Here is a 17,286-nt window from a genome sequence, read left to right as displayed (position 1 = left end):
GCGAATAACATTTCAGGAGGATCACGATGCAATTTAGTTTTCACTGTCCAACCAAAATATTTGCCGGATCTGAATGCGTTGATCGAAACAGTGGGCAATTGGCAGCCTTGGGCAATAAGGCCTTGATTGTAACAGGGGGAAGTTCCTCCAAAAAAAATGGCTCTTTGGCCGATGTGATCACCGCCCTTAAAAAAGAGGGTATCCAATATGAAATATTTGATGAAGTAGAAGAAAACCCCGGCCTTGCCACGGTGTTCCGGGGCGGGCAAAGGGCGAAGGAAATGGCTGCCGACTTTATTGTAGGTATTGGGGGAGGCAGTCCCCTGGATGCCGCAAAGGCAGTGGCGGTATTGGCGGTTAACGAGATCCGTCCGGAGGAGTTGCTAGAAAGAAATTGGTCTGTCAAAGCCCTGCCGTTCGTGGCCATACCCACCACCGCCGGTACCGGCAGTGAGGTAACACCCTATGCTGTTCTTACAGTGGATACTGCTGAGACAAAGATATCTATCGCCGGCGAAGATTTATTTGCGAAGCTGACCTTTTTGGATGGCAGATACATGTTAAAGCTTAACTGGCAAATCACTGCTAATACGGCGGTTGATGCACTTTCCCATAGTATTGAAGGTTATTTAAATAAGCGGTCAACAGTGTTATCCGATATGTTGGCATTAGAAAGTATTGGTATGCTGGGTAAGCTGCTCCAAACCATGGAACCGGATCATATTTCTCTGGCCCAGCGGGAGGAACTTCTTTACGCCTCGATGTTGGCTGGTATAGTCATTGCCCAAACCGGAACCAATATTGTTCATGCCATGGGTTACCCCTTGACTTATTACAAAAACCTACCCCATGGTTTGGCCAATGGCGTGGTACTGAAAGCGGCACTGGACTTTATAGAACAGGATTGTCCGGAAAGGGTTGGTCAGGTGGTAAAGGCAATGGGATGCCATAACCTTTCGGAGGTAGGGGAACTTCTAACAAGGGTACTGCCCAATGTCGACTTGAAACTTACCCGTGCAGAACAGAAAAACTTTGTTGGTAAAATTATGAAAACGAAAAATTTAGTGAACTCTGCAAAATTTCCGGAGGAAAAGGATATCGATGAGATATTTAAATTAAGTAATCTGGCAGATGGTTAAGAGAAGCAAAAAGGAATCCTGCATCACCTTCTAAGGTGATAGAGGATTCCTTTTTGCTTGTTTTCTGAAAAAATTTATCCTATGTCAGTTTTAAACGATAGCATTTCTCTCATTAACGGACCAGCATAAGTGGCAGTTAAATTGACTCATCTTCCATGCTTTTGCGCTAAACAGAATAACTTTAAGTATAAAATAAGCTGCAAAATAACTCGCAATAACTTGTAATGATGTATGGACAACATGACAATGTTTTGATAAGATAAAAATATAAAGAAAGGAGGGAAGACCATGAATTCAGAATTTACTATATTCACAAAAGAGTTTACCAAACAAGAACCCATACCCAAGGCGGGAATCGCACGTGCCGTTGAAATTTTGCGTTCCGGTCGGATCCACCGCTATAATACTGCGGCAGGCGAGACCTCGGAAGCGGCTCAGTTGGAATGCGAATATGCCGATTATGTGGGGAGCAAGTACTGCCTGGGTGTCTCCTCCTGTGGCAGCGCAATTTACCTAGCACTTAAGAGCGTGGGCGTCAAACCAGGAGACAAGGTACTATGCAACTCCTTTACCCTGGCGCCGGTGCCGGGAGCCATGGAAAATGCCGGGGCCGATCCGGTCTTCGTGGAGATCACCGAAAATCTTACCACCGACCTGGATGATCTCGAGCGCAAGGCCAAGGCTACGGGAGCCAAATTCTTCCTACTGTCCCATATGCGGGGCCACGTGGTGGACATGGATCGGGTCACAGAGATCTGCCAGCGGTTGGACATCACCCTGGTGGAGGACTGTGCCCATACCGTCGGGGCCTACTGGAAGGGCAAGATGACAGGCACTTTCGGCGCGGCTGGCTGCTATTCTACCCAGACCTACAAGCATATGAATTCCGGAGAGGGCGGGCTTTTCGTTTCCGACGACGATGATGTCATCGCTAAAGCTATCCTCTATTCTGGTTCCTACATGTTGTACAGCAGCCATCTTTCCAGGCCGGAGCTTGATGTATTCGAAAAGTACAAGGGGATCATCCCCAACCTTAGCCAGCGCATGTCCAACCTGGTGGCGGCCCTGATCCGCAGTCAGCTTCCCAATTTGGAGACCCAGTGTCGGCGGTGGAACGAGCGGTATGACCTTCTGGCGAAGAGACTATCTAGTATCGTAAAATTGTCCCTTCCTATCCGCCCGCCGGAGGAGACCTATGTGGGATCGTCCCTTCAGTTCCTGATCCCTGGCGCTACCTATGGGCAGATGGGGGATTTCGTGGCTGCCTGCGCCAAGCGGGGAGTAGAGATCAAGTGGTTTGGTGCTAAGGAAGCCAGAGGATTTACCAGCTCATGGGAAAATTGGGAGTACATTAAAAACAAGCAGGCGCTCCCCCAGACCAGAAAGATTCTTAATGTGCTGTGTGACTTCCGTGTACCCCTGACCTTCTCGCTGGTAGACTGCGAGGTCATCGCCACCGTGATCCAAGAAGCTGTTGACGAGGTGTTTGGTTAGGCAACACTTCGAATTTCAAATCCACCTTGATTTCGTAAGGACAAACCTGTATTATATCTATAATATGATACGAAAACAGTAGGATTTGGAGGATAAATTAAATTGGAGCTTGAGCAGTATTTACCGCTGCATTTACAGGTAAAAATGACCATGGAGAAGGAAATTTTAGCCGGTGTCTATGAAGAGAAGATCCCAGGCGAGTTGGAACTGATGGAGCGCTTTTCCGTCAGCAGATCCACCATTCGCCACGCTATCAAAACTTTAGTGGAAGAGGGGTTACTGAAAAAGGTACACGGAAAGGGCACGTTCATATCTTTTAAGCCTGTGGAGGAGTGGCTTGGGAAATTCAGTACATTTCAGGACATTATCCGACAGCAAGGTATGAAGCCGCATGTTAATTTTCTGCGTATGTACCACACCACGGAACCGGAAGAAGTAGTGCAGACGATTGGAGAAAAGCAGCTGTATTGCATGGAGCGGGTGAGATGTGCCAACACCACACCAGTATCCTTTGAAAGAAACTATTATCCGGCGGAAATAGGAGAAAAGTTTCTTGACTGTGATTTGAACGATGTTGCTACATATACGAAGCTGGAGGAGTTTGGGATCACCTTGTGGGACGCCAAACAAATCATTACAGCTAGGATGCCGGACACAGGCGAGCAGGAACTTCTGAGCATACCGGAGACCCTTCCTGTGCTTTTCATTGAGCGTATTAACTATGATCCGTCAGGCCGCGTTGTAGAGTATGAGCAGAGCGTCTATCGCTCAGACTATTATGCATTCGTGGTGCATTTTGGACGAGGTAGGGAGTAATAGAAGTGTGTTTTCCCCCCAAAAGGAGCAGATCGCCAGTAGGTGTCCTTTTAAAAAGCAAGATGGGAACTATCCTCCCAAACTTGCATTTTTTACACTTTGACTTGTCCGTACATCACGATGTAGGGATGTTAACCTTTGTTAGCCCGGGAGAGGCGAGTAGATTCTACTTTAATTTTCCGCTTTTGCATATCTGGTACACCATTATCCGTTACAGCGGCATTAAATACGACCTGGAAAAGGCTTTGCAAACTGTAAATCGAGAGGAGTACTAAAAATGACGGATAAACAGAGAGAACTTAAAAAATCCCTGAGTCCACTTGCGATCTGGTCCATTGCACTGGGGACGATCATTGGTTTTGGCTGCTTTGTTATGCCGGGGGAATGGCTTAAATTGGGCGGCTTGGGCGGCATAATCGGCGGTTGGCGGTCTATTTATGATCGTCATAAGCCGCAGTTACAGCTATATGGTGGAAAAAATCCCTGTGGCCGGAGGTGCTAGTGCCTACGCCTATTGTACCTTAGGTAGAGTTCACTCCATGATCGTGGGCTGGGGTCTGGTTTTGGCGTACGGTGCCATAGTCCCTTTGAACGCCACGGCGCTCTCTCTAGTGGGGAGGTTTGTGGCTCCGGGGTGGTTTAAGCACGGCTACCTGTATACCATTGGTGGCTGGGATGTTTACATGGTGGATGTACTCATACCCTTAGCAGCAATACTGATTTATGGTTTTATGAATTATACAGGCATAAAAAAGGTCGGCAACATTCAGACCATGACGACAATTGCCATGGTAGGGGCGGTGCTGATACTCCTGGCCGGAGCGCTGACCTTCGAAGGATTCAAGGTGGAGAATCTTAAGCCTTTCTTTCCAATGGACAAGACCGTCTTCTTTAGCATTGCCGCTGTCTTGGCTATCACACCATGGGCTTTTTGCGGCTTCGACACTATCCCCCAGTCCTCGGAGGAGTTTGGTTTCGATCACAAAAAGACATCTCTTTTGCTGGTACTGGCCATTGTGTCCGGTGCTCTGATGTATATCTCCACTTCATTTGCCACTGCAGCTCCCATGCCCTGGACCGAGATGGTGACCATGGATACTCCCTGGACCACCATGCAGGCCGTGAAGATGACCATGGGAACCGGGGGCGTGGTGTGCCTGGTCATTGCGTCGGTCATGGGTGTGGCTACGGGCATTAACGGGCAGATGCTCTCCAGTTCCAGAGTGCTGTTCAGCATGGGCCGGGCTAGGATTCTACCGGGCTGGTTCTCCAAGGTCAATAAGCACGGGATTCCTGGGAACGCCGTCATTTTTATTACAGTGTTCTCACTGCTCTTCCCTTTGATTGGCCGTCAGATCATTATTTGGATCGTCGACATGGCGGCGGTGGGCAACGCCCTTGGATATGGCTACACTTGCTTGGCGGCTTTCTTGTTAGCCAAGAAGGATTCCCAGTATGTCTCGGGGGTCAAGCGATTCAGCTTCCTGCTGGGAGGTATCTTGGCCCTGACTATTCTGAGCCTGCTGCTCATTCCCGGCATGCCTGGTAGCCTCACTAACATTGAGTATTGTATGCTGGGTGCTTGGTGCCTTATCGGCGCGGGGGTCTATATCTTCCAGTCCAAGCGGGTGACGATGACAACGGAGGAATTGGACCAGCTGATGCTGGGTGAATATAGCGGACATGCCATGCATCGCAACACGTAAGCCGACCTTGAGACAAACTGTCAGGCATTATTCTGGTTTGCCGAATATGTTCATATGATATTAAGCTTTAGTCAATATACAGGAGGAATAAATTATGAATCTTGCAAAATTTCCTAGAAGACGCTATACAGCCTACGAGACCCCTATCGAATTCCTGCCTAACCTCACTAAGGCTCTGGGTGGACCTAACATATACATCAAGCGGGACGATCTGCTGGAAGGAGCCGGTGGCGGAAACAAGACTCGTAAGCTGGAGTTCCTGATGGCCGACGCTCTTGCCCAGGGAGCCGACACTATCCTCACCTGTGGCGCCGTCCAGTCCAACCACTGCCGACTTACCCTGTCCGCTGCAGTCAAGGAGGGTCTGAAGTGCCAGCTCATCCTAGAAGAGCGGGTGACCAACAGCTATAAGGTAGATGCCAATGGTAACAACTATCTCTTCCGCCTACTGGGCGTAGAGGACATCAAGGTGGTTCCCGGCGGTTGCGATATGATGAAGGAGATGGAGAAGCTGGCTGATGAGCTGCGGGCCAAGGGTCGCAAGCCATACATCGTTCCCGGCGGCGGCTCCAACACCATCGGCAGTCTGGGCTATGTGGCCTGTGCCCAAGAGATCCTCTCTCAGACCTTTAACATGGGTCTGAACATTGATCACATTGTCTGTCCCAGCGGCAGCACTGGCACCCACGCGGGACTGGTGGCGGGCATCAAGGGCAATAACGCCAACATTCCCATCACCGGCATCAGCGTCAACCGTAAGCAGGACGTGCAGCAGAAGGCCGTTTACGACCTTGCCATCAGCCTAGCCAAGAAGCTGGAGATCGCCAACGAGATTAAGCTGGAAGACGTGGAGGTCTTCGACGACTATGTGGGACCCGGGTACTCCCTGCCCACCGACTCCATGGTAGAGGCCGTTCAGATGCTAGCCCGGACTGAGGCCATCCTGCTTGATCCTGTCTATAGCGGTAAGACCATGGCTGGTATGATCGACCTGATCCGTAAGGGCTATTTCAAGAGTGATGAGAACGTTTTGTTTGTCCACACAGGCGGCTGGCCCGCACTCTTCGCCTACACCGATGTGACCCTGGCCGAGAACAAATAAATCAGAAAAATGCAAGGTTTAATTAGGAGGTAATTGTCTTGAAAAAGATATTGAAGGATAAACTGCCCCGCACCGCTCAATCAAAGGCCGAGGTACAGGAAGCCGTCGCCAAGATTATTGAGGAGATCCGCGCCGAGGGCGATGCCGCCGTTCGCCGCTACTCTGAAAAGTTTGACAAGTGGAGTCCCAAGTCCTTCCGCCTCACCGAGGAGGACATCGCCAAGGCCAGCAAGGAGATATCCCTTTTAGATAAGGAGACCATCAATTTCGCCCACGACTCTGTCAAGCGCTTCGCCCAGAGACAGTACGACATGATCCAGGACTTTTCTATGGAGATGTTCCCCGGGGTCACCTTGGGCCAGAAAACCGTTCCCGTGAGTTCTTCCGGTTCATATGTGCCCGGCGGTACCTACCCCATCGTGGCCTCTGCGAATATGAGCATCACCCCGGCCGCCGTGGCTAAGGTGGAGCGGATCATGGCTTGTACTCCGCCCTACAAGGGCCAGCTCCCAGCCAAGACCATCTACGCCATGTCTGTGGCCGGTGCCACTGAGATCTATTGCTTAGGCGGCATACAGGCCGTGGTGGCCATGGGCGTAGGCACAGAAACCATCAAGCCCGTGGATATTCTGGTGGGCCCAGGCAACAAGTATGTGGCCGAGGCCAAGCGCCAGCTCTATGGCGAGGTGGGGATTGACCAGTTCGCCGGTCCTTCCGAGGCCCTAATCGTGGCCGATGACAGCGCTGATCCCGTGATCGTGGCTGCTGATATCATTGCCCAGGCCGAGCATGGCGCGGAGTCTGAGTGTGTGCTTATCTGCCTGTCCGAGGCTTTCGGCAAAGCGGTCATGAAGGAGCTAGAGGTGCAGATGGACGCGCTCTCCACTGGTGCTACCGCCCGGGTGTGCTGGGAGAACAACGGCCAGATCGTGGTCGTGGACAGCATCGAGGAGGCCGCTGAGGTGGCTGACGAGTACGCCAGCGAGCACGTGGAGATTCAGACCGAGCATGACGAGTGGCTGTTGGAAAACCTGAAGAATTACGGCTCCCTGTTCGTGGGTCAGTACTCCACTGTGGCCATGGGTGACAAGGGCATCGGCACCAACCACATTCTACCCACCATGAAAGCAGCCAAGTACACCGGCGGCCTATGGGTTGGCAAGTTTCTTAAGACCCTTACCTACCAGAAGGTGGAAGAGGGCGGCCTGAAGTACGTAGCTCCCTACTGCTCCCTGTCCTGTGCCATGGAGGGCATGATGGGTCACAAGGCCTCTATCGACAAGCGCATGGAGAAGTACGGCATTCCCGTTCCCGAGTATAAATAAGAATTCTGTTGTCTGCCCTTGGGCCGGTACCAACGGCACCGACCCAAGGGAGGCAATTATTTTAAGGATTGATTCTGTCTGGGAGGCGAGCATGTGAGTAAGGAGAAGGTACTAGGCATCCTCGGCGGTATGGGTCCCCAGGCAACTGCCGATTTCATGATCAAGATCATTCGGGCCACCAAGGCAGGGCGGGATCAAGAGAACATCCGAATGTTGGTGGATTGCAATCCAAAGGTTCCTCCTAGAGTGGAAGCCATCCTGGCGGGCGGGCAGAGTGCTGGCCCCGCCATGGCGGAAATGGCGGCGGGCCTAGAACGCTGTGGGGCTGACATGCTGGTGATCGCCTGCAACACGGCACACTATTATTATCTCAACGTGGCGGAGGCGGTAAGCATCCCCGTCCTCAACCTCATTGACCTGACCGTTGACTTCCTGAAGGATCAGGGTGTGGAGGAAGTCCTGCTCCTGGGGACCCTAGCTCTGCTCCAAGCCGGGCTGTATGAAGTCCCTCTCCAGGCGGCGGGAATTCGGCTCCGGCTGCCCTCTACCGTTGCCCTTACGGATACACTTGAGGCCATCCGATCGGTCAAGGCTGGGCAGATGGACAGAGCCCACCGCCATGCCGAGAAGGTAGCCCGTTGGTGTAAGGAGGAGGGGATCGGCCAGGTTATCCTGGGTTGCACCGAGTTGCCCATCGCCTTTGACGGAGTGAAGAGCGCCATTCGCTTCTATGATCCGGGAGAGATTTCCGCCGAGGTCATCGTTCGCAAAATCAAAGGATAAAATTCAGGTAGTGTGAGGTATGGGTACAGGCTGACTGTGCTAAGTAAGTGCTGACCGGCTATCCAGCGGGCTACTTTCTTCTAGCCAATTGACTTCTTTAGCAGTCAAGGCTATCTTATGGCATCTTGTGCTTATCCTTGGGATTGTCTGCCAAGGCTTATCTAAAAGATTCTTTGAGTTTTGTTTCAAGTGATTAATTCAACAAACGCTATTTTTTGACACTCTAAACCCGGGAAGTCTTGAAATATAAGAACCGGGTTTTTAATTTTGCCCAGAGCATGACCAGTTGGTTCGTACGATACACCTTGCAATTATCTGTGTAAATAATTTTGGTAACCCAGGCAAGAGTATTCTGGTAAGGACACCTGTCATTCCAGGGTTTAATGATACAGAGGCAGATATTTTAGCGATAATTAATTTTATTAAAGGAAATCCTAATGTAAAGTATGAATTGTTGGCTTACCATCGTTTAGGTGAACAGAAGTACTCCTATATCGGTAAAGAATATTTACTGCATGGGGTTACGCCCCTTCAGGAAGAACGTATCCTTGCTTTAAAAAAGCTGGCAAAAGAGAAAATGCAGGAGGTATAGTATGGCTGACCATAAAGTATTATTTCATGTATCTGACAACGAAATTTGGCCCGGAGTCCTAGCAAATATCACGAACTTTCTTAAAGATGTAGGGCCCCAGGAGGCCGAAGTGGAGGTAGTTGTTAATTCGGCAGCGGTGAATACCTTTTACCAAACAGAGGAAAAGAAGGAAATCTTAGCTAGGATGGCAGAGCTTAATGACGTTGGTGTAGTATTTAAGGCCTGCAGAAATTCCCTTCGGGCCTTTGACCTTGACGAAGGTCAAAGGCCAAATTTTGTCGAGGTAATTCCTGCGGGTATTACCGAGCTTGTAAAGAAACAGGCCGATGGCTTTGGCTATATCAGACCTTAGTATTTACTTTTTAAGGGGTAGTGCAAATGACTACCCCTTAGCCTATGGGGGTATTTCACAAATAAGTGGTGATGAAAAATGCATGAATTGATTTATGCTTCTGTAATTGTTTTTATTGCCTCTGCCCTACAATCCATTACAGGATCAGGGTTTGCCATCATGGCAGGGCCTTTTCTATTGATTTTATATAATTCTCAGGAAAGTATTCAAGTCAGTATCCTGCTTTCCTTTTTAATAGCTGTCGTATTAACACCGAAAATAAAGCAGCATATTGATTACAGGATTTTAAAGCAGCTCATTGTTGGGAGTATTTTTGGGGTTCCCATTGGGGTAGCATTCTTTGCCTATGCACCATTAGAAACCTTGAAAATCACCATAGCCATTGTTGTTTTGTCCCTTACCATGCTTTCTTTGTATAAATACTATCAGGAGTTTATTGTAAAGGGCACGAATCAATTAGCGATTGCAACGGATGCAAGTGACGTAGGAATGATCGATAAATCACCGGCCAATAGGCCAAACGATAGGACTTTTCTAGATGTAGTTCAAAAATGCCAGGAAATATTGGTGGGATTTTTTGCGGGAGCCTTAACTACCAGTGTTAATATGCCCGGTGTGCCTACTTCCCTGTACTTTAATCATGGTAATTTTAAAAATGAGGTTGTCCGAAGTACAACCCTTGGTTTCTTTATCGTTGTTTATATGACGGGAATGGCGATGCAATTTGTTACCGTGGGAGTAAGTCCACAGGTTTTTACTCTTTCGGGATATTTAATGCCATCCGTTATTCTGGGCATTATTGTTGGCAATCTGTTGTTTAAAAAAATAAATCGCAGCATGTTTCAACTGATGACAAATGCAATGTTATTATTGATGGGAATTTACATTTTAGTTAAATCATTATAAGGCCAGGCAAGATGATTGATATATATTGGTCCCCTGCTAATTAGAGGTATAATTTAGCAGGGGCCTTTGTGTTTTTTACAGTATTCAAATATCACAAGTTGATTTAAAATTCTTAATAAAAAAGTAACTTTTAGAAGGGAAAAGGATGTGAAACAGGGAACGTACATACTATCCTAGGACAAAAGTTGCAAATTATATTTTAATAACAGACAGGTTCGAGTTAGGAGGATCCGTATGAACTGGCTGGCACCCTCGGCTTTGGCGGGATTATTATGTACCTTAGTCTTAGTGTCCCTGTATTGGTATATTTATAGTCAAGAGCGGCAGAAATATCTGGCCATTTGGGCCATTGCCTGGACGATTTATGTATTTCGCTTAATCTATGATCTGTTTATTATCTATGCTAACATCCCCACCTATTACCTCCACGGGGATCAACTGCCCTGTATCCTAAGTGCCCTTTGTTTACTATGGGGTACCTATTCCTTTGTAGGACAGTCTATGAAAAAAGGCTGGGTCATATCCACAGCGTTTTTTAGTAGCTGGCTTATCCTCAGCCTTGTTTTAGAGTTATCCGTTTATTTAGTGGTTATACCAGCTTTTACTTTCATAGCAGTTTTATATTTTTGGAACGGATTTCTTTTCTTAAGTAAGAAACTGCCCGATGGGATTGGTAATGCCATTGTGGGTTGGGCTTTTATTATCTGGTCCCTTCATAAGATTTCTTATCCTTTGCTACAGTCCTTTATTCCTTACCCCTTTTGGCGTTATTTCCTGGCCTCGACCTTAGAGCTAACGGTGGCCGTGGGACTCCTAATGATTTATTTCCAAATGGTAAGAAATAACATAAAAATAAGTGAAGAAAGATTTCGTCTATTAGCAGAAAATGCTCATGATGTTATTTATCGGTTAAGACTGGGTCCTAATCCGAAATTTGATTATGTCAGCCCAGCTACCTTTAATATTACTGGCTATACCCCAGAGGAATATTATGGTGATCCAGACTTAGCCTTTAGGGTAGTTATCCCTGAGGAAAGGGATATATTTAATAATTATCTTCAGACACCGGACTTTACCAAACCACTGCTTTTACGTTGGCAGCATAAGAATGGTCGGGTTATTTGGGTTGAGCATCGCAATGTGCCTGTTTACCGGAAGGGGAGCTTAATCGCTATCGAAGGAATTGGCAGGGATATTACGGAGCTTAAGGAGGCAGAAAATCGACTAAGGGAAAAACAGCAAGAAATACAAAAATATGCTTGGAATTTGGAAAAAAGCAACAAGGAATTGGAACAGTTTGCCTATGTGGTTTCTCATGATTTAAAGGCCCCTCTGCGGGGGATTGCCCATCTCTCCGATTGGATAGAAGAAGAGATGGGTCCAGACCTGCAGGGAGAAGCCAAGAAAATGATGGATCTGTTACGTAAACGGGTGCATCGAATGGAGTCACTAATTGAAGGGATTCTGCAGTATTCCAGAGCCGGGCGGCTCAAAGCTGAAATACGGGAGACGGATCTTAAACGGCTTATCGTGGAAATAATTGATATGCTGCATCTCCCAGCAGGTTTTATTGTGGCTACGGCAGCCAATTTGCCCATTATCAAAACAGATCGCACCAAGCTAATTCAGGTACTGGCAAACCTAATTGGCAATGCCGTTAAGCATCATGATCAACCAAAGGGTCGAATAAGCATTGCGGTGGAGGATAAAGGGGACTTTTATCAATTTTCAGTGGCGGATGATGGGCCAGGCATTGCACCGGAATATCACGGTAAAATTTTTGAACTTTTTCAAACCCTATGCCCCAAAGATGAAGCAGAAAATACAGGGGTTGGTCTTGCTATCGTTAAAAAAATCATTGAAAGCCAAAAAGGCGAATTGCGACTGTTTTCCGATGGAGGCCGTGGTACGACATTCCAGTTTACATGGCCCAAATAGCCTTTGCTTTTAGCGTAGGCTTTTGTGCAAATAGCCAATGGTTAATGACTAAATAGAGGGTGGAGTAGATGATGAGAGATAAAAACCTACGTATTTTACTGGTAGAAGATGATGAAGTGGATATCATGGCTGTAAAAAGGGCCTTTCAAAAGAATAATATCACCAATCCCCTTGACATAGCCCGCAATGGAGTGGAAGCCTTGGCGATGTTAAGAGGAGATAATGTACCGCTGCCAAGTATTGCTTTATTGGACATCAACATGCCTAAAATGAACGGTATTGAACTATTGCGGGAAATAAGAAATGATCAGAGTCTAAAGACGATTCCAGTTATTGTATTAACCACCTCGGATGAAGAAAGGGATATTATCGATGCCTATAATTATAATGTAGCAGGCTATATCGTAAAACCCCTTTCCCTGCCAAAGTTTGTGGAGGCCATCTCTGTTCTTGACCTATACTGGACCCTAAGTGAATTACCTGCGAACAAAGTAAAGCAATCAAGTATAAGGAAGGATTTATATGAGTGAGCAAATAAAAATCCTTGTCATTGATGACGACCAAGTGGATCGAATGGCTATCGGTCGCATGTTAAGAACATCAGAATTTAATTTGGAGGTTACCGAAGCCAGTGACGGCGTGACAGCACTGGTTTTACTCAAGGAAAAAGATTTTGATTGTGTTTTTATTGATTATCGATTGCCCGGGGAAAATGGTTTACAAATACTACAAAAAATTAAGGCGGTCAATTCGAGCGTTCCTGTGGTCATGCTGACTGGTTATGGGGACGAACAAACAGCGGTGGAAATAATGAAAGCCGGTGCCTCAGACTACCTTGCAAAGGACAGAATTTCCCCTGAATCTCTGAAGCAAAGCCTGCGTTATGCCCTGCGTGTAAGCAGGGCGGAGGAGCAAGCAAGATTAGCCGAAAAGTCCATGCGCCAAAACGAGGTCAGGATGCGGGCGATTTTCGAAGGTTCCTTTGATGCCATCATTACCTTTGATAATCAAGGGGAAATAAAAACCTTTAATCCTGCTGCGGAGAAGATGTTTGGCTATAGCCAGGCAGAGATACGACATCAAGCCATTTATTTGCTGATGGGATATGTCTCATTTAATCAACTGAAAACAGAGGGAAAGGGTATCATTACTGAGACCACTGGACGAAGAAAGGATGGCAGTTGCTTTATCGCAGAGCTATCCTTGAATAAAAAGACAATTGAACCAAAGGAAAGATTTGTCTGTGTGGTTCGGGACATTACCCAAAGAAAATGGCTTGAGTTCCAAGATGTTTTGTTATACCAAATGGCCATGATGGTCTTGGCAGAAAAACCCTTGGATCAAATTCTTGATTTTATCTGTGATCAACTGTCCCGTTTGCTGGATATTAAACTTGCTTGGATTGTCCTCAAGGAACCGGACGGATCTGTCCGCATTGGTGCCAAGGCCGGTGCCATCGAGGCAGACTTATATACACATTTTTTCATCTGGGAAAATCTTTTAGAAGGTCGGGACCCTTGTACCCAGGCCATCGAATCCGGCCAAACGCAGTTATTGACGACCAATGAGGTACGTGGTATTTGGCAGGAACAACTAACTTCCTGTGGCATTCGTTCCATGGCTGGTTTTCCTTTGCTTATCGGTAGGCAAGTGATTGGTGTCCTGGGAATTTACAGTGACCAAGTAAGCTATTTCACCAGGGAACGCAACCATTCCTTTGAAAATATTGCCGGACAACTGGCCATTGCCATCCATGATGCTTCATCCCGACAACAGCTAAAGCTTTTAACGAAAGTTATGGAAGCTGCCGCTAACGCCATTGTCATAACTGACCCGGCCGGCGATATTCAATGGGTGAATCCTGCCTTTTGTAATCTCACTGGTTATTCCCAATGGGAGGTGTTGGGGGAAAATTCCCGCCTCTTAAAATCTGGGCTGCAGGATCGCGCCTTTTATCAAGAACTTTGGGAACATATCCTGTGTGGTCATGTCTGGCAGGGGGAAATGATTAACAGGCGCAAGGACGGAACTTTATACGCCGAAGAGATGACCATCACTCCGGTACGGGATGAGCAGGGGATGATTGCCAATTTTATTGCCATTAAACAAGATATTTCTGTGCGCAAAAGGGCAGAAGAAGTGCTGCAGCGTTATCATCTTTTGTTTAAGAGTGTCAATGATATTATTTTGATGATGGATACAGAGGGGAAAATACTTGAGGCCAATGAAGCGGCAGAAAAGATCTATGGTTACTCCCGGCAGGAACTTCTTGCCTTAAAGATTATCGATTTACGTGCGTCGGAAGATATGCGAAACTATGATGAACAGTTTCGCAGGTCCTTTGGCGGCGAGTTTTTATTTGAGACCATGCACCGTCGAAAGGATGGCAGTTGTTTTCCGGTGGAAGTGAGCTCACTGGGAGTCACCCAGGTGGCCGGCAGTTCCCTTTTATTAAGTGTGATTCGTGATATCTCACAAAGAAAAAGGGCAGAGGCGGAGATGCTGGAGACCCAGGAAAGACTGGCCAGGGTAGAAAGGCTAGCTTCCCTTGGCACGATGGCTGCGGGCATTGCCCATGAAATTAATCAGCCCCTAAATTCCCTTAAGGTAATAGCAGACGGTATGATTTATTGGCACAACAGGGGACGGGTTATGGATGTTGCAAGAACAATGACCAATATTCAAAAGATCTCTGCCCAGGCCAGCCGCATCGATGATATTATCAAACACATGCGTTCCTTTGTCCGAACAGAAAAACTGAACAGTGTTGCCCCTTGTAATTTAAATGATGCGGTGGAGGGTGCATTGGCGATGGTTGGCAAACAACTGTCATCCCATGGTATTCACGTTGTAAAGAAAACACAAAGTAATCTTCCCCCTATACTGGGTCAGGAAACCAGGTTGGAGGAAGTTGTTATTAACCTTTTAATCAATGCCATGCAGTCCCTGGATACGGTGAATCAGAGTACGAAGGAGATTATCTGTGCCACCTGGGCCGAAGATAAGGTAATCCTGGAAGTAAGTGACAATGGGCCAGGCATCAAAGATGAGGACAGGAAAAGGATTTTTGACCCCTTCTTTACCACCAAACCTGCGGGAGTGGGTATGGGACTGGGTTTAGCCATCATCCATACGATTGTACATTCCTTGGGCGGCCAAGTTTATTGTAAGGAACAGGCTGGGGCAGGTGCCGTCTTTCGAGTGGAGTTTCCTTTCCTTAACGATGGACCCAGATGCACCTGGGTATCCAGTCATTAGCCTTTCGCTCTTAGCGATTAACCAGGTCATCCGGTGTGATAGCGGAGGGTCTTTTCTTTCCTTGGCTGGTTATTTCGCCGCTGTGGTTCAGGATGACACAAAGTTTTAATTCGTTGCTAGGGCTGTTAGCGGTAGAAGTCTTTTAGCTGACAGCTAACAACAAAGCAGGAGGGGTGAAAGTGAATATACTGCTGGTGGATGACGACCGGGACAGCAGGGCCGGGGTGGCTGATTTTTTGTGTGAAATGGGACACCATGTGACGGAGTGCGGCAACGGGGAAGAAGCCCTCGGGTTTTTGGCCAGGGGTCATTTTCCCATGGTCTTATCGGACATAAAAATGCCCAAAATGTCTGGGTTAGACTTCCTTAGACAAGTAGCACAAACCCCTCTGAAAAGCAATACGAACGTGGTGCTTTTTACCGGCCATGGAGATATGGAGACAGCCATCTCAGCCCTTCGGGCAGGGGCCTATGACTACTTATTAAAGCCCATCAATATAGAGGAACTGGCAGTCATAACCGAACGGATTGCCGAACACCAAGCCCTCATCGAAGAAAATACTGTTTTGACCAAACACTTTCAGGAAAAATTGCAGGATGAGACGGAGGCAACCCGCAGGGAATTGGTGCAATTAAAAAAGACCCTGGCCCAATCCATCGGCATGGCTGGTATCGGCTTTTTCTCCCAGGAAATGATCCGGTTGGTGGATCAGGCTCATAAATATCATACAGACCGTACCATTCCGGTGCTTATTCAAGGAGAAACCGGCAGTGGCAAAGAAGTTATTGCCAGGATCATCCACTATGGCGGCATCAATGAAATGCTGCCCTTTGTGGACATTAACTGTGCAGCCCTGACACCAAGTTTATTTGAAAGTGAATTGTTCGGCTACGAAGCGGGAGCCTTTACCGGGGGTCTGGCTAAGGGACAAAGGGGTAAGTTTGATCTGGCCCAGGGAGGGACCATCTTTCTTGACGAAGTGGCGGAAATTCCCCTGGAACTGCAGGGAAAACTACTGCGTGTGATGCAGGAAAGGGAGTATTATCGGGTTGGCGGTCTAAAAAAAGTAAAGGTTGATGTGAGGGTAATCTGTGCCACCAATGTCGATTTAAAAAGCAGGGTAGAGGAAGGGAAGTTTAGAGAAGATCTGTATTATCGCCTGAAAATAGGTTATATGCAACTTCCGCCACTAAGGGAAAGGGGGGCAGATATCCTACCCCTGGCCAAACTCTTTTTGGATAAGTTTGCCAAAGAAAAGGGTAAAGGGTTTAAAAGGATTGGAACTGCAGCGGCCAAGTTGTTGGAAAACTACCCCTGGCCAGGCAATGTCCGTGAATTACGAAATGCCATTGAGTGGGCGGTTTTTATGTACAATGACGAAACCTTGCAATCCTCTCACTTAGGTTTACTAACCCCCGAGAATACGATGCTCACACCCAGTCAAAACACGATCGGGCAGCAGCTCAACCCCAAGGAATTTACTCTGCCCAAGGAACCCTTTTCCCTAGAGGAATACATGAATAGGATCATTGTCAAAGCATTGGAAATGCACGGCGGTAATCGAACAAAAACCGCCCGCTACCTGGATATATCCCGCCGCGTACTCTATGGTCGAATGCAAAAGCTATAAATGAACCACCCTGCACAAGTGAACCCTTTGGTGTACCAAAGGGTTCACTTGTTTTTTCTTACATGAAAAAGAAATGTCATCCTGAGTGACAGCGAAGGATCTTAGGGCTAGCTTTTCAATGATGGAAAAGATCCTTCGCTACTGCTCAGGATGACCTAGATAGCGGTTTTAAATCCCAAGGCGCATGGCCATTTTTCAGGATACTAAAAACGAACGGCTAACAGCAAAATCGGCATGGTTTTTG

15 protein-coding genes are annotated in these 17,286 nt (G+C 47.4%); all 15 read left to right on the top strand.

The window, feature by feature from the left end; all coding sequences use genetic code 11:
* Positions 1 to 26: 26 nt before the first annotated feature.
* The 15 genes from AC1U9Z_RS14640 (at position 27) to AC1U9Z_RS14570 (ending at position 17,042) form a co-directional block, all read left to right on the top strand.
* Positions 27 to 1,139, top strand: coding sequence for an iron-containing alcohol dehydrogenase family protein (locus AC1U9Z_RS14640; RefSeq protein ID WP_479958138.1), 1,113 nt, complete (start codon positions 27 to 29; stop codon positions 1,137 to 1,139).
* A 288-nt stretch (positions 1,140 to 1,427) separates the two neighbouring features.
* Positions 1,428 to 2,633 (top strand): DegT/DnrJ/EryC1/StrS family aminotransferase, encoded by a 1,206-nt coding sequence (locus AC1U9Z_RS14635; protein WP_479958137.1) that lies wholly within the window; start codon positions 1,428 to 1,430, stop codon positions 2,631 to 2,633.
* A 102-nt stretch (positions 2,634 to 2,735) separates the two neighbouring features.
* Complete coding sequence (locus AC1U9Z_RS14630; RefSeq protein WP_479958136.1) at positions 2,736 to 3,449, top strand: GntR family transcriptional regulator; 714 nt, start codon at positions 2,736 to 2,738, stop codon at positions 3,447 to 3,449.
* A gap of 277 nt (positions 3,450 to 3,726) precedes the next feature.
* Positions 3,727 to 3,951 (top strand): hypothetical protein, encoded by a 225-nt coding sequence (locus AC1U9Z_RS14625; RefSeq protein WP_479958135.1) that lies wholly within the window; start codon positions 3,727 to 3,729, stop codon positions 3,949 to 3,951.
* Positions 3,887 to 5,155 carry an APC family permease gene (locus tag AC1U9Z_RS14620; RefSeq protein ID WP_479958134.1) on the top strand — a complete coding sequence of 423 codons (1,269 nt, stop codon included), beginning with the start codon at positions 3,887 to 3,889 and terminating at the stop codon, positions 5,153 to 5,155. The genes AC1U9Z_RS14625 and AC1U9Z_RS14620 overlap by 65 nt, the downstream gene beginning before the upstream one ends.
* A gap of 94 nt (positions 5,156 to 5,249) precedes the next feature.
* On the top strand, positions 5,250 to 6,257 hold the full coding sequence (cuyA, locus tag AC1U9Z_RS14615) for a D-cysteate sulfo-lyase (protein ID WP_479958133.1): 1,008 nt from the start codon (positions 5,250 to 5,252) through the stop codon (positions 6,255 to 6,257).
* 38 nt (positions 6,258 to 6,295) lie between these two features.
* Positions 6,296 to 7,582: a histidinol dehydrogenase gene (hisD, locus tag AC1U9Z_RS14610; protein WP_479958132.1), complete on the top strand. Its 1,287-nt coding sequence runs from the start codon at positions 6,296 to 6,298 to the stop codon at positions 7,580 to 7,582.
* A 93-nt stretch (positions 7,583 to 7,675) separates the two neighbouring features.
* Positions 7,676 to 8,365 carry a cysteate racemase gene (gene cuyB, locus AC1U9Z_RS14605; RefSeq protein ID WP_479958131.1) on the top strand — a complete coding sequence of 230 codons (690 nt, stop codon included), beginning with the start codon at positions 7,676 to 7,678 and terminating at the stop codon, positions 8,363 to 8,365.
* Positions 8,366 to 8,651: 286 nt separating this feature from the next.
* Positions 8,652 to 8,957 (top strand): hypothetical protein, encoded by a 306-nt coding sequence (locus AC1U9Z_RS14600; protein WP_479958130.1) that lies wholly within the window; start codon positions 8,652 to 8,654, stop codon positions 8,955 to 8,957.
* 1 nt (position 8,958) lies between these two features.
* Positions 8,959 to 9,309 (top strand): DsrE family protein, encoded by a 351-nt coding sequence (locus AC1U9Z_RS14595; RefSeq protein WP_479958129.1) that lies wholly within the window; start codon positions 8,959 to 8,961, stop codon positions 9,307 to 9,309.
* Positions 9,310 to 9,387: 78 nt separating this feature from the next.
* Positions 9,388 to 10,215, top strand: coding sequence for a sulfite exporter TauE/SafE family protein (locus AC1U9Z_RS14590; protein WP_333532559.1), 828 nt, complete (start codon positions 9,388 to 9,390; stop codon positions 10,213 to 10,215).
* Between the two features lie 234 nt (positions 10,216 to 10,449).
* A complete protein-coding gene (locus AC1U9Z_RS14585) occupies positions 10,450 to 12,153 on the top strand; it encodes a sensor histidine kinase (RefSeq protein ID WP_333532560.1) in 1,704 nt (567 codons plus the stop codon).
* Positions 12,154 to 12,224: 71 nt separating this feature from the next.
* Positions 12,225 to 12,683 carry a response regulator gene (locus tag AC1U9Z_RS14580; RefSeq protein ID WP_479958128.1) on the top strand — a complete coding sequence of 153 codons (459 nt, stop codon included), beginning with the start codon at positions 12,225 to 12,227 and terminating at the stop codon, positions 12,681 to 12,683.
* Entirely contained in the window at positions 12,676 to 15,411 is a 2,736-nt protein-coding gene (locus tag AC1U9Z_RS14575) for a PAS domain S-box protein (protein WP_479958127.1), read from the top strand. The genes AC1U9Z_RS14580 and AC1U9Z_RS14575 overlap by 8 nt, the downstream gene beginning before the upstream one ends.
* Positions 15,412 to 15,590: 179 nt before the next feature.
* Complete coding sequence (locus AC1U9Z_RS14570; protein WP_479958126.1) at positions 15,591 to 17,042, top strand: sigma-54-dependent transcriptional regulator; 1,452 nt, start codon at positions 15,591 to 15,593, stop codon at positions 17,040 to 17,042.
* Positions 17,043 to 17,286: the final 244 nt, after the last annotated feature.

It is taken from the genome of Desulfotomaculum sp., assembly GCF_982386235.1.
The sequence above is the reverse complement of the archived record's forward strand: the minus strand, read 5'-3'. Positions and strand labels throughout refer to the sequence as shown.